Here is a 13,574-nt window from a genome sequence, read left to right as displayed (position 1 = left end):
GCGGGCGCTGCGGCCCGGGCACCTGCACGGCGTCCGCCCGCCGCCACCGGCACCGGCGACGCAAACCGGCCGCCCGCGCCGAGCGCCAGGGCGGTCACACGCCCGTCGCCGTCGCCGACGAGCAGCGTCGGCGGCATCCCGGCGGCGCTTGCCACGGCCAGCGCCGCATACGACGGCACGCGGTAGCCCGCCTGGGCGTCGGACGCCGCGGTGCTTGCAGCAACGGTACCCGCTTTCGCCGCGCCAACTCCTGCCGTGCCAGCCGTTGCTTTCGCCTTGCCAGCCACTGCGGTGCCGGCGGCACCCGCGCCTTGCGCCGCCGTGCCGCCCGCGTCCTCGAGCCGCAGCGGCTGCGGCCCGGCGAACCGGTCAGGCGGCGCTACGCCTGCCGGCACCGCCTCCGCCGTGCCGCTCGCAGCCGGCTCCGGCCCGAGGTTGATGTAGACGCTCACGGATCCGTCCGCGCTGCCGAGCAGCAGGTCGGCGCGGCCGTCCCCGTTCACGTCCATAAACGCCGGCGAAGCTCGGTACGGAAGGTCGATCGCGTTCGCAAGCTCCTTGTAGTCGGGGTACCTCGCGCCGGTGATGATTTTGGCTGCTGGTGCCGCCGAACTCCCGCTCGCAGCGGCGCCAACGCCCTGCCCCGCAGCCCCCGCGGAGCTCGCCCCGTTCCCGGAGCTTGCCTTGGCGGTTCCACCGGATGCGCTGCCGCCTGCGACCGAGCCGCCGCCAATTGCTTCATCTGCCGCACTCCCGCCGCTGATGGCAAACAGATGCGTCCCGCTGCCGTAAAACGAGTTCGGCGCTTCACCGTGGAACTTCGGCTGTGCCGAGGTGCCCGTATTCAGCTGCGCGGATACCGATTCTTTCCACAGCCCCCACTCGTACGTGGAGCGCACCAGCGAAAACGACGGAATTTCGCGGTACTCTTTCAGCATTTCCGCCCACTGGATGCCGTCCCGGTCGCGAATGGCCGGCATCGCTTCAAAATGGTTCTGAAACGCCATTGCCGGACGTCCGTATGGCCCGAGCACTTTTTTTACCGTGAGGCCGTATTTGCGCTTCGATACGAACGAGACGTACTCCGTCCGGTATTGCGCATTCGCCGCTGAGAACGCGAAGTGAAAAAACGGCTCGAGCGGCAGCTTCGTTTTGTCGAAGTAAGCAGCGCCCCGCACGGGCTTCGCCTTCTCGTTAAACTGCTTCACCAGCGTCGGAAATCCCGCGGCCGGGTCCATCCCGCTCTGTAAATCATACCCCGTAATGAAATACCGATTCGGCAAAAACGCGCTCGACAGCAGCACGCTGCCGCCGCCGTACGCATTCGCCGTAGCGATCGAGACGCCGTCCAGCGCCACAAGCGTGAGCGCGGTCGACGGCTTCATGCCCGTCCCCCAGGCGAACCCGGGCAAGTCGTCCATGCTCGTATGGGTAAAGAAATTGGAGCTGAACATTTGGAACACTTGCTGCATCCCCCGCAAGTCGGCATCGACCTGGGGATAAGTGAACGCCGGCTTCGCCGCGGCGCTGTGCACGGGTTCAAGCTGCTGCGCGCCGAGCAGCGCGAGCGGAACGTCGGCGGCGAAAACATTTTCAAGGAACAGGTGGCCGCCCTTCCGCACGTACTCGGTCAGCCGTTCGGCATGAGCGAGCCCTTGCGCCGTATGCAGCCCCGGATCGAGGTAGACGGCGTCGTAGCGCCCGAGCTGTCGGGCAGACAGCCCATTCCAATCGCGCCGTTCGACCGTCAAGTTGGCAACGTTCGATTGCCGGAACTGGTCGTAGGCCGAGGGATCGTAGCTGTCTCCGTTCGTCGCGTACAGCAGCCGGATGGTTTCCTGCCGGTGCAGCGAGAACAGTGCGGTCAGCACGGCCGCCGCCAGCAGCACCGCATACAGCAGCGTCCGCTTGCTGAAAAAAGTCGAGACACGCAATATAAATCCCTCATTGCTTCAGGTTTATTGTCCTTGCCATTATAGCATTTTCCGCCGGTGTTGTTAACTTTTCGGGGTTCCTCCGCCCGCATCGAAGCGTGTCGAAACCGGCCGCCTGAAGCTCTTGCACAGCAAAATCGGCATACGCCCGAACAGCCTTTTCTCATGGCTGACGATTTCGGACGTATGCCGATGTCGGTGCATTCGAACAACCGATGCCCGCGGGTCCTCCGCGGCCAACTATTACTCATGGCAGCGTTGCTTCCGGGCTGCTTACATGCACCCGGGGAACATGCCGGTGGAGATGGCGATGCGATTCTAGGCGTTGATCGTATTGATGGCCATAATGAGCGTCACGTATTCCTTCTCGTCAAACAAAATGGCCCGGCGATTTGTGAACGAATCGCCGGGCCATTTTACCGCTTTGTGCGGCCGTTCAGGATGGAACCGAGGAATTATTTGCGCCAGTCGTAAGGCAGAAGGTCCTTGAGGGCCACGATCACATCTTCCCCTACCATCACTTCCGTATGCAGATTATCGTTGTGAAGCTGGCTAATAAATTCGCGGCAGCGGCCGCACGGCGGCATGACGCTTCCGTCCCAGCCGACCGCGACCATTTTCAGGACGCGGCTCTCGCCCTGGGTGACCATGGCGGCTGCAGCGGCGTGCTCCGCACAAAAGCCCATGGAGCATGCCGTGTCTATGCAGACGCCGGTGTATACATTTCCGCTTTCGGTGAGAATGGCCGCTCCTACTCCTCCGGCTTCGGCATAGTCCGAGAGCTTGCGCGGATGCAAGACGGATTTGGCTTTGGCGTAAAGCTCCTCAAATGTCACAGCTCGGTCGCACTCCTTACCTTCATATTTGCATCTCCCAAGTAGTGCCGGCGTCTGCCGCACCCCGTTCGGCCAGCACTTGCTTCAGCGCATTCATCGCATTAATCGCCGTCGGAAAGCCGGCGTAAGGCACGGTCTGAAGTACGGCTTCCTCCAGCTCGCGAGGCGTGACGCCTACGCCTAGGGCGGCGCCCAAATGTACGCGCAGCTGCGGTTCGCGGCCGCCCATCGCCGCCAGCATGGCGACCGTCGCCAGCTCCCGCTCGCGCAACGACAGTACACCTCTGCTGTAAATGTCGCCGAAGGCGAATTCGACGATATAGCGCCCGAGATCGCCAAGCGGCGCCACGACTTGTTCGCCGGCGTGGCCATCCACTTCGGCGAGCTTGGCAAGGCCTCTTTCGTACCGGTCGTGATCTTGTGATATCATGTTCGTTTGCGCTCCATTTCGCTGTAATGTTCGATTTTGCTGCGAATTGCCGCCAGACCTTGCTCCAGCTCCTGGAGCCGTCGAGTCAGCTCGGCTTCGTGCTTCTCGAGCAATTCGCGCCGAGCGGCGACAGTGCCGTCTCCTTGGCGGCGCAGCTCGGCAAACCGCGTCATGTCGGCGATGCTCATGCCGGTTGCGCGCAGCCGGTCCAGGAAAGCGATCCAGGCGAGATCGGCGTCGCTGTAAGCGCGGTAACCGTTTGGCTCGCGGCGTACCCGGTCGAGCAGGCCGATCTTCTCATAATAACGGAGCGTGTCGGCGCTCCGGCCCGATTGGCGGGCCATGTCTCGGATGGTGTACATTGTCTGCTTCATGAACTTAGTATAAACGTTGGAGTGCGCTCCAAGGCAAGTCCAAAAAATAAATACGACCATCCTCAGCCTAAATGGCAAGCATGGTCGTATTTGAGCGAAGCAATTTGAACTTGTACACGGCTTGCATCTTTCACATTTACATGGCTAATGGGGGGAGGAGGACTGCAGAATCGGATAGGCATACAACGCTCGTACAAAGCAACATGGAAAACAACTTTTGAGCACCCATGAGAACTTTGACTCGGGCGCTAAAGCCGTACTTTTTGAAGAAATCTATTAAAGCGATTTCGAAAATATCCCGTTGCGAAATATTTTTTTCTTCGCTAAATTCGCGAGCCAGCATATCGATATTATGGTTCATGTAGACCGATTTTGTTGTATAAACACCGGGAATTACGTAGCGAGGCAATTCAGACAAGGGACCATGATTTTTTACTATTTCCACTAATGTATCTTTATTTGCTTCAAAAAATGTCAAAAAGCTCGTCATGCGTTCCGGCGACCAATCCAAGTTTTCGAGTTCAGTTTGATCTTGGCCAGACGTTGCTGCGAATTGCTTCGCTTCCTCTTCAGTTTCGACATGTACGGTGCTCTCATAATTTTTTTTCTCGCTGTTCCACACATATCCTAAGCTTTTCATATAGTTCGCCATTTGCCTGTGATCAGCAAAGTGCAACCTTTTCGCGACTTCTTTAGCTTCCAGCCCCTGCTGGAACATCGCGATGATCTGCACTTCTTTCCCGCTAACTGCAGCAAGAGTCTTGGCCACATTGTTCATCCCCTTTTATTTTTTATAATTTTAGAACATCTATAAGTAACTTACTGCTTTTTCCAGGTCGGCTTTCTTGACATGGGTATAGACGCTGGTAGTCGTTAACGATGTATGTCCCAGCAATTTTTGAATATGGACGATGTGAACGTCTTTTTTCACCAAATTACTCGCAAAAGCATGCCGCATCGAGTGACAGTTAATTTCGCTGCTCCAGCCGAGTTCCGAAACTATATTCGCTATAACTTTATTGACATAAGAGCGCGACAACCTGCCGGTATAATTGGTTCCGAAGAAGAAATCCGTATCCGTTGACGTTCTCCCGTGCTCCCAATAATGGAGCAGCAACGTTTTCAGCTTTGGATTGATCGGTATGTGCCTTTCTTTTTTCCCCTTTGTTTTCGTCACTTTGATCACGTTTTTGGCGAAATCGACGTCTTGCACCTTAAGGTTCAAACATTCGGATATGCGCATGCCTGTATAATAAAGCGTCTGCACAACCAATTTAATAAGAGGATGCTCAATCCTGTCTACGATGGTTTGAACTTCTTTCTCCGATAAATAGATTCTCTCTTTTTGTTCCAGTCTTATAGACTCGACATATAAAACCGGGTTAACCTCGCAAAACTTTTTCCGGAAGCAATAGCCGAAAAATGTCCGAAAGACGGCCAGTTTCCGCTTTCTGCTCGCCGACGTATATCCTAATTCATCTTTCAGGAAATACAAATATTCTTCGATATCTTCGGGGGTAATATCCGACAAATAAGGCTCGCAATTATATTTGGACGTAATGTAATGATGAAAGTGATGCAAGTCGTTGGCATACGAGTTAATCGTACTTTCACTTTTATCCGAGGCAAGCTGATATTGTCTGAACTTGATTACGGCATCGGTCAACTCCATTGTGCAAATAGGCCGCTCCTTTCAAAAGTTACATTACTAAAGGTACCAATCGCTTCCACCAGACTGATTTGTATACAATAGAAGCAAAAATGGAATATTATATTTACATTTTTTTAATGAATCAACCATAACCAGAAATGCACCTCTTAGAATTGTTTGGAAATCGCCGATGTAGGCAATTGCCAATTTATCTTCTGAGAGGTGCATTCTGATTAGGTCATCGAGCCACTCTAGATGTCATCACAGGTGTTCAAAAACCTGTTACTGTGCAGTGTAGTTCGTGTTACCAGCTTTTGCGGCAATCGCAGTAGTTGCCGATTTACCGGATGCAGAAGTTGCTGTCAGATCGAATGTTACAATGCCACTGGTGTTAGAAGAATCAGGTGTAGCAGTAACGTTTCCGTACTGATCGACAGTAACCGTACCGCCGGAAATATTCGTCACCGCGAAGGTTACACCGAGCAGATAGTTGTACTGTGCAGCATCTGTGTCTTCGTAGGTAACGCCGTAGTTATCGGTTACGTTAAGCTTTTGGAACGCGTTAAATTTAAGCGCATTGTTGTAACCATTGTCGTCCCAAGAAAGGCCGGCTACCGACAGAGCATCGTTCTTAACGGTAACGTTGGTTGACAATGTCTTGGAAGTGCCATCAGCTTGCACGAATGTCACAGCAATTTGGGTAGTGCCAGCTTTGTTGCCAATGACATATGCTTTTCCAGCAGCAGTAACGGCTGTTCTTGCTACGCTTGTATTAGCAGAAGTAATGGAAACAATTTTCTTCGGCACTGCTACCTTATCGCCGGAGCTAATGGCAGAAACCGTTACCTCACGAGCAAGTTTGCTTTGAGTAGGATCTGTTTCGTTAGTAGAATTCGTTGTATACGAAGCAAGCGATCCGTCGTAGTAAGTGTTGCCCGATACAGTTACGCCGCTGTCAATTGTATTGAACAGGTTAGGAACGCTGTTCAACGAATACGTCATATCGGTATTTTTCGCAAGTACTGTGACAGTTTTGTCAACTTTGGCAATCTCTGTAGTTACGCCAGAGGTAGTTTTGAGGATTCTTGCAACAAAGTTAACTTTAGAACCTTGAGAGCCATCATACGTGTAGAATCTGAATGTGCTGTTAAAGCCAGAGATATCGCCAGTGTACGTTGTTGCAGAGCTGCCAAACTTCGCCGTGCTAGTGCCGTTGGTATCATCGTTGTCAGTCGTAACGATTGCACCCGCACCGCTAAGAGTTGTGGAGCCCGGAGTTACTGTAGTAGGCGTCGTGCTTCCGCTCGCATAAGTCGTCGCCGTTACCGATACAGTATACGTCGAACCGGTGCTGCTAATATTGCCGGAAGAATCGACTTGCTGGGTAGTTTTCAGTTTTGCTCCGTATTGATCGTAAACATCGTACTCAAACGGAGAATATCCGCCTGCGACTGCATATGTTGCAGGTGCAGTAACTTCCTTGAAGTGATCCGGAACACGCGCTGCTTGAACGGTATACGTTTTGCTGTCGCTGCTGCTTACATTTGCAGTAGCGATGATGGCAGTTACAGCAACAGCGCTATTCTTCGTTCCGGTGATCCCGGACAAGTGAAGCGTACCTTTATGCTCGCCCGAGGTTTCGAATTTGTAAGAAGTTGCACCGCTTGCGGAAAACTTAAGTCGAGCAACGTTCGTATCGCTCACCAGATCATCAGTGCTCAATTGGTTGCCGCTTGCATCATAAGCAATAACCGGAATGTAAGCATCTGCATCGCCGGCAGCAATAACATCCGTCATGTCGCCGAATTTCACTTTGTTAGCAACTTTAGCAGAGTTAATCGTAACTTTGCCGCTTGCAGTTGCCGCTTGATCAATTACTGTAAAGGAATAGTCGCCCGATTTGTCCACATTTTCCGACAAAGTAATCTTCATTTCAGGCATGTTGTTGCCATCGTCTTCCACAGTGGCTTTAGCCGCACTGTCTTGGACATAATCGTTCCAAATAACAGTCGGGTTATTCCAGTTGGAATTGGATGTCAATACATCATAAGGGATAAGGCTGCCGTACTGATCGTATACGTTCAGGGCAAACTTCGCGTTGTCACTCGTTCCGGAAATGGCGGTACCGTTGGAGTAGCTAGGAGTACCCAACTCCAACTTGGTCAGGATAGGCGTAGTTCCGACTGTGAAGTTTTTCGTAGCGGAAACATGGCTATCGTTGTTGACAATGGTGACTGTCGCGATGCTGACACCTTGCGTTTTGTTCGTTACGGAATCAACGGTCGCAAGAAGGTAACCATTATTGTCTCTTGTTAATTTCGTAACATCGCCATAGAAGCTGTAATTGCCTGCAGAAGCGGAAGCAAGTTCACCATATTGGTTCGTCGCTTTAATCTTTACAACCACGTTGTTGGAATACGCGATTGTATCGCTCGAAGTGACGAATTCAATTTTTTGTACTGCCTCGTCTTGAGCAGTGAACGTAGCCGTTGCAGTCTTAATTGCAGAAGCGTCCAGACCGCCCAAAGTTACCGTGTAGTCGCCGGCAGACAATTTCGTGTCCGTCAGCGTCAACGTAGCGGATTTCTTGTCATCGGAGAACTTCGCAGTCGTGTTGATTGCGATCGTGCCCTTCTTCAGCGTCAGAGTCGCTTTGGAAGTGTCAACGTCGCGGTCGAAGTTAACCGTTACTGTTTGCACGCCGGTTGCTTTAGCGGAAGCAACGGATACTTGAGCAGGTTTGTTTTGCTCATTGTACGCTTGTTGGCCATTGAATGCGCCGCCTACGAGGTCTGCGCGAGTTGCAAACTTGGAGCCGTCAGTGCCTGCCGGGAGGAGACCCAGAGATACTGCTTGGCTAACAGCATCGCTGTACCAAGGGTTGCCGGTTACGTCTACTTTTTTGCCCAGGCCTTTTACGAGCAGCGTAGCGAATTGGCCAAGCGTTACGTTGTCGCCAGGAGCGAACGTGGTGTCGGTCATTCCGTCGATCAGGCCGGCTTTTTTCGCAGCCTCGATGTAAGGAATCGCCCAACCGTTAGCCGAGTCGTCTGCTTTCACGTCCGTGAAGCTGGAAGTTTTCACCGAAGTGTCCACTTTCACGTTGTAGATCAGCGTCAGAACTTTCGCCACTTGTGCGCGAGTCATGTTTTGGCTGATGCCGAACGTATCGTCGGATACGCCTTCGAACACGCCAGCTTTCAGCAGAGCGTCGATCTTAGCGAGCAGAGCAGCGTCTTGGCCAGCCAGATCTTTAAAATCTTTGGAAGTTTTTACAGCAGCTGTCGTGCTGGTGGATGTTGTCGCTGCTTCGTCAGCCATTGCTACCGATGAAAACATCGAGAGGGCCATGGCTGCGGAAGCGATCACTTTCAAACTTTTCTTCATAACCTTTATACTGACTCATCGTTATTTTTGCATAAACGTGCCTCCGAATCCCTTGTCCCCCAAGGGATTTTTTTTATCCATTTGGTAACCCTCAATTATTTATGAAATGGCTGACCCTTGTAATGGTCATCATTTCAATGGCACTCATTTTTTTATCATTAGTTTTTTTGCAAAAATAATTACTTTTTGACATGCATAAAACGACGCAAGGCGAGTCATCCTATCTTACCGTCGGATATGAAATTTTTGGAAAGAGACAGGACGTGAGCTTTAAATTTAATCTGAAATTAAGGGAAATTTTATCCAGATTTCAGACTGGAATCGAAATAATTTCATAATTGCCGCCTATACTCGGATTTGTTAAACCAAGGAAATCGGGAGGGTTACCTGCATGCTGTTGTCAGAAGCGATTCAAAAGTTCAGGCAGTACCAACTTTCCGCTGACAAAAGTATGAACACCGTTGTATCGTATACGAACGATTTACTGCATTTCCACATTTACCTTACGAAAAAATACAACTGCGAAACCTACTTATCGGATATCACGCCGGAGGATATCGAAGAATACATGTACTATTTAAAGCATGAGGCAGGATACATGTCCGCCAGCCGCAAGCGGAAGCTGGCTGTTTTCCGCACCTTTTTCAGTTTTTGCTTCCGCAAAAAATTTTGCGAAGCCAATCCGGTCATTTACGTGGAATCCGTCAAATTAGAGCAGAAGGAACGGATCTATTTGTCGGAAAAGGAAGTGTACACCATCGTCGATAAAATCGAGCATCCGCTCATCAAGCTTGTGGTGCAGACGCTATATTACACCGGAATGCGGATTTCCGAATGTTTGAACCTGCAATTGCAAGATGTGGACTTCACAACGGATGTGATCAAGGTGACCAAAAGCAAGGCGAAGCAGGAAAGGCACATCCCGATGAATACGAAGCTCAAACGCTTGCTCGTAAACTATTTGGAAAACGAGCGGCCCTATACGAAGACGAATTATTTTTTTTGCACCAGCAATACAGGCAGATTATCGCGTTCCTATGTCAATAAAGTCATTGCTGGAGTCGTATCGGAGCTTGGATGGAGCGACGAGATTAACTGCCACTCTTTGCGGCACGCTTTTGCCAGCAACCTTGTGAAGAAAAACGTCCATATCGTCCATATTCAAAAATTGCTGGGCCATACCAACTTAACGACGACCAGCGTGTATACCCATGCCAGGAAAGCCGACCTGGTAACGGCCATTAACCATTTGTGACATATCTATATTAAAAGGAAGGGTTTTGTCATATGGCACAAACGCTCAGCTCCCTAAATGGCAAGGAAATACAAATCATAGCTATGTTCCAGCAAGGACTGGACGCTAAAGATATCGCGAAGAGGCTGCAATTCGCCGATTACAGGCAGATGGCCAATTATATGAAAATGAAAGGTTACGTGTGGGATTCCGAAAATAAAAATTATGAAATGGCGCCCGCCGCCGCTCCAATCAGCGAGCAGGAACTGCCGGCGCAGGAGCTTCGAAGCGCGCTGGAGCCCAACGGTTCCGGCACCGAGGAACCTGGCGATCCCGATTCGAATATCCTGCTATTTCTGGAAACTCACAAAAAAGCTTTGATGGATCTGCTGTCGGCCCACTTGCCGCCATCCCAGCTGCCGCGCTATGTTATACCGGGCGTATATACAACCAAGTCGGTATATATGAACCATAATATCGATTTGCTTATTCGGGAGTTTAGCGAAGAGAAGAACATTTCCCAAAGGGATATTTTTGAAATTGCTTTGATCGACTTTTTCAAAAAGTACGGATATCAGGAACAGGTGAAATTGATCCTCGGTTAGCCGGCTCCCCTCTTGACCGCTGGTATATAATAATGGATGAAAACGCATCCATCGCACATCCAGCCGAAGGGGGACCAAGCCGATGAATGACCGCAAATGGACGCTCGCGCTCGCGGCGATCGGTCTCGTCTTCTTATACTTGCTTATCCAGTTCGGCGTGTTCTACGCGAACATTGCCGGCATCGTCCGCGACATCGCCGACACGGCCGGCAATAAGAAAAATTTGCGCCATCATGTCGTCATGATTTCGCAGGAGCTGGACAATCCGTTCTGGCGCACGATCGGCCATGCTGCCGACGAGGCCGCGCAAGAGTACAACATGGAGCTTGAGTACATCGGTCCGTTCCGCCTTAACCCGGCGGAGCAGACGAAGCTGCTCGACAAGGCGATCGCATCCAAGGTGGACGGCATTTTCGTACAGGGGGTCAAAGGCGAAGAGTATACGCGTCTCATTAATAAAGCGATGGAGCGGGGCATCCCCGTCGTCACCGTAGATACGGACGCGCCGGAGAGCAAGCGGCTCACGTATGTCGGTACGGACAACTTCGCTTCGGGCGCGAAGCTGGGGGAAATCGTCGCCGCGTCGACGGCCCGGCTCGGCATGAAGGCTGTTCACGTCGGCATCATTATCGGCAGCACGGAAGCGCCCAACCAGCAGCTGCGGCTTGACGGCTTCCGCAATGTCGTCAAAACGGCGCCCGGCATCGATATCGCCGGCATAGACGTTTCCAACATTTCCCGCATTCAAGCGACGCAGGCAGCGGAGCAGCTGCTGCGCAAACACCCGGAAATCAACGTGATGGTCGGAACGAGCGCGCTCGACGGCGTCGGCATTCTGCAAGCGGTCAAAACGCTCAATTTGCAGCAAAAAGTGCGCATTTACGCGTTCGATGACCTGGACGAGACGAAGCAGGCGATCGCCCGCGGCGAAATCGAGGCGACGGTCATCCAAAAGCCGGCGGAAATGGGGCGCGAGGCGATTCGCCAGCTGCATATGTATTTCGAAGGCGGGACGCTCGTTCGGAATCATTTTACGAGCTATGAGGTTCTGGACCGCACCAACGTCGGGGAGGCGCTGTCGCCGTGAGCATCCGCACGAAGCTGTTCGCGTTCCTCGTCACGCTGGTCGTCCTGATGAACGCTGTCGCCTTTTTTATTTATCAAAGCTCGCGCACGATTCAGGAAAGCTACAGCCTGATGACGGACCGCATTTTGCTGTACAAGCAGATCGCCAACATGACCGAAGATAATTTGCGGCTGCTGAGCAATTATTTGGTGAATCAAAGCACGTCGGCGTATGCGGCGTTCTTCGACCGCAAGCAGGAGCTGGAGAAGCTGAAGGAAAAGCTCGACGTGAGCAGCCGCTCCGAGCAGCGGGCGGCGGCGGTGCGCAATTTTCGCAATATGATAACGACGTTCCTCGATGCGGAGGAATCCGTCATCGGCATTTTGTACCGCACCGAGGCGGCGAGCTATTCCCAGCAGTTCGATGAAGTGGAAAAGACCGCAGGCTATATTCAGGAGGAAAACCAGTCTCTTGTCGATCAGGAGCTGAGCTTTTACCAGCCGCTGTATCAGCAGATGCTCGTCTATACCAAGCATATGAATGCGCTCGGGCTCGGTCTGCTCGCCGTCGATTTGCTGCTGTGCGTCGTGTTCGCGCTGTGGCTGTCGAGCAGCATTACGAAGCCGATCGCGAATCTCGTGCAGGTGGCGGTGCAAATCTCGCGGGGCAATCTCGACGTGGAGCCGCCGACGGCGCAGATGAGCGACGAGATTGGCATTTTGACGCGGACGTTCCGGCACATGCTGGCGTCGCTGCAAGAATTGCTGGAAAAAAAGCAGGAGATGATGGAGAAAGACAGGCTGGTCAAAGAGCTGGAAATTAAAGCGCTGCAGAGCCAGATCAACCCCCATTTTCTGTTCAACACGCTGAACGTGGTGTCCAAGCTGGCGATGCTCGAAGGGGCGGAGCGGACGAGCGATTTGACGGTGTCGGTGTCGAACCTGTTGCGCTACAATTTGCGCAAGCTCGATACGCCGGTGACGCTGCGCGACGAAGTGGAGCATGCGCAGGAGTATTTTGCCATTCAGCAGGCGCGGTTCCGCGACCGGGTCGCCTTCGAGACGGACATCGACGAGTCCGCGCTCGAGCTGCCGATCCCGTGCCTGACGCTGCAGCCGATCTTGGAAAACGCATTCGTGCACGGTATCGAAGGAATGGAAGAGGGGGCGCGCATCAAGCTGACCATCCGGCGCGAAGGCGATACGGTCGTCGTTGCGGTGGCGGACAACGGAGCGGGCATGGATGAGGAGACGCGGCAGCGGCTGCTCGAAGCGCAGTCGGGGTTTGCGGACGAAGCGCCGCGCGGGCAGTCGACCGGGCTCGGGACGCGCAACGTGTACCGGCGGCTGCAGCTGTTTTATGGGCCCGGCGATCTGGTGACGATTCAGAGCGAGGAAGGGAAAGGGACTACAGTTACGATTCGGGTGCCTTGGTCTCGCGCAAAGGAAGGGAGATAGCGTATGTACCGACTGCTGATTGCCGACGACGAGGCGCTGGAGCGGGAAGGCTTGGAATTCATTATCGAGCGGATGATGCCGGGGCAGTTCCAGATCATTCACGCCGAGAACGGCCGGCTTGCCATTCAGCGCGCCGAGCAGTACCGCCCGCATATCGCCATGATGGACATCAAGATGCCGGGCATCGAGGGGCTGGAAGCGCTGCGGCAAATGAAAGAAAAGCAGCCTGAGCTGAAAATGGTGCTCGTCACCGCCTACGACTATTTCTCGTACGCGCAGCAGGCGGTGACGCTTGGCGTGAAGGAATATATTCTCAAGCCGGCAAAACGGGACCAGGTCGTGGACGTGCTGCGCCGGCTCGCTCATGAGCTGGATGCGGAAGCGGCGCGGCGCGACGAGGAGCTGAAGCGCGAGGAGAAGCTGACGCAGCTGCAGCCGCGTGTAGCAAGCGAGCTGGCGCTGCTGCTCATGTCCGGCGGCGTCGTCGACACCGATCTGAGGCGCATTGCCGAGCTGCTGGACATGGATTGAGCGCCGGAGCGGCGCTGGTGTTCGCCGCGGATGGCGGCGCGACGCGGCGCGGTCGCTGCGGCGCTCCGC

At 53.2% G+C, this 13,574-nt stretch carries 12 protein-coding genes; 5 read left to right on the top strand and 7 right to left on the bottom strand.

Annotation, left to right across the window (positions count from 1 at the left end):
* From SD70_RS31240 to SD70_RS34325, 7 genes are all read right to left on the bottom strand, one after another.
* Window positions 1-1,934 (bottom strand): FG-GAP repeat domain-containing protein (locus tag SD70_RS31240; protein WP_197081243.1); only part of this gene is annotated, 1,934 nt, incomplete at its 3' end.
* Between the two features lie 455 nt (window positions 1,935-2,389).
* A complete protein-coding gene (locus SD70_RS31235) occupies window positions 2,390-2,770 on the bottom strand; it encodes a cytidine deaminase family protein (protein WP_041052483.1) in 381 nt (126 codons plus the stop codon).
* Between the two features lie 22 nt (window positions 2,771-2,792).
* Window positions 2,793-3,200, bottom strand: a complete 408-nt coding sequence (locus tag SD70_RS31230; protein ID WP_052488099.1) for a carboxymuconolactone decarboxylase family protein — start codon at window positions 3,198-3,200, stop codon at window positions 2,793-2,795.
* Window positions 3,197-3,562 carry a MerR family transcriptional regulator gene (locus tag SD70_RS31225; RefSeq protein ID WP_052488100.1) on the bottom strand — a complete coding sequence of 122 codons (366 nt, stop codon included), beginning with the start codon at window positions 3,560-3,562 and terminating at the stop codon, window positions 3,197-3,199. The genes SD70_RS31230 and SD70_RS31225 overlap by 4 nt, the downstream gene beginning before the upstream one ends.
* Window positions 3,563-3,710: 148 nt before the next feature.
* On the bottom strand, window positions 3,711-4,343 hold the full coding sequence (locus SD70_RS31220) for a hypothetical protein (RefSeq protein WP_052488098.1): 633 nt from the start codon (window positions 4,341-4,343) through the stop codon (window positions 3,711-3,713).
* 39 nt (window positions 4,344-4,382) lie between these two features.
* Complete coding sequence (locus SD70_RS31215) at window positions 4,383-5,246, bottom strand: tyrosine-type recombinase/integrase (protein WP_041052479.1); 864 nt, start codon at window positions 5,244-5,246, stop codon at window positions 4,383-4,385.
* 261 nt (window positions 5,247-5,507) lie between these two features.
* The gene (locus SD70_RS34325; protein WP_052488097.1) at window positions 5,508-8,612 is read right to left on the bottom strand and encodes an S-layer homology domain-containing protein; all 3,105 of its coding nucleotides are present in this window, start codon (window positions 8,610-8,612) and stop codon (window positions 5,508-5,510) included.
* Between the two features lie 391 nt (window positions 8,613-9,003).
* Here SD70_RS34325 and SD70_RS31205 point away from each other — a divergent pair, with 391 nt between their 5' ends.
* From SD70_RS31205 to SD70_RS31185, 5 genes are all read left to right on the top strand, one after another.
* Entirely contained in the window at window positions 9,004-9,867 is an 864-nt protein-coding gene (locus SD70_RS31205) for a tyrosine-type recombinase/integrase (RefSeq protein WP_041052477.1), read from the top strand.
* Between the two features lie 32 nt (window positions 9,868-9,899).
* On the top strand, window positions 9,900-10,451 hold the full coding sequence (locus SD70_RS31200) for a hypothetical protein (RefSeq protein ID WP_052488096.1): 552 nt from the start codon (window positions 9,900-9,902) through the stop codon (window positions 10,449-10,451).
* An 82-nt stretch (window positions 10,452-10,533) separates the two neighbouring features.
* Window positions 10,534-11,538, top strand: coding sequence for a sugar-binding protein (locus SD70_RS31195; RefSeq protein ID WP_041052476.1), 1,005 nt, complete (start codon window positions 10,534-10,536; stop codon window positions 11,536-11,538).
* A complete protein-coding gene (locus SD70_RS31190; protein ID WP_041052475.1) occupies window positions 11,535-12,974 on the top strand; it encodes a sensor histidine kinase in 1,440 nt (479 codons plus the stop codon). The genes SD70_RS31195 and SD70_RS31190 overlap by 4 nt, the downstream gene beginning before the upstream one ends.
* A 3-nt stretch (window positions 12,975-12,977) precedes the next feature.
* On the top strand, window positions 12,978-13,505 hold the full coding sequence (locus SD70_RS31185; RefSeq protein ID WP_052488095.1) for a response regulator: 528 nt from the start codon (window positions 12,978-12,980) through the stop codon (window positions 13,503-13,505).
* The last annotated feature ends 69 nt before the right edge of the window (window positions 13,506-13,574 follow it).

Source organism: Gordoniibacillus kamchatkensis, from assembly GCF_000829455.1.
In the GTDB taxonomy this organism is placed as follows: domain Bacteria; phylum Bacillota; class Bacilli; order Paenibacillales; family NBRC-103111; genus Gordoniibacillus; species Gordoniibacillus kamchatkensis.
The sequence above is the reverse complement of the archived record's forward strand: the minus strand, read 5'-3'. Positions and strand labels throughout refer to the sequence as shown.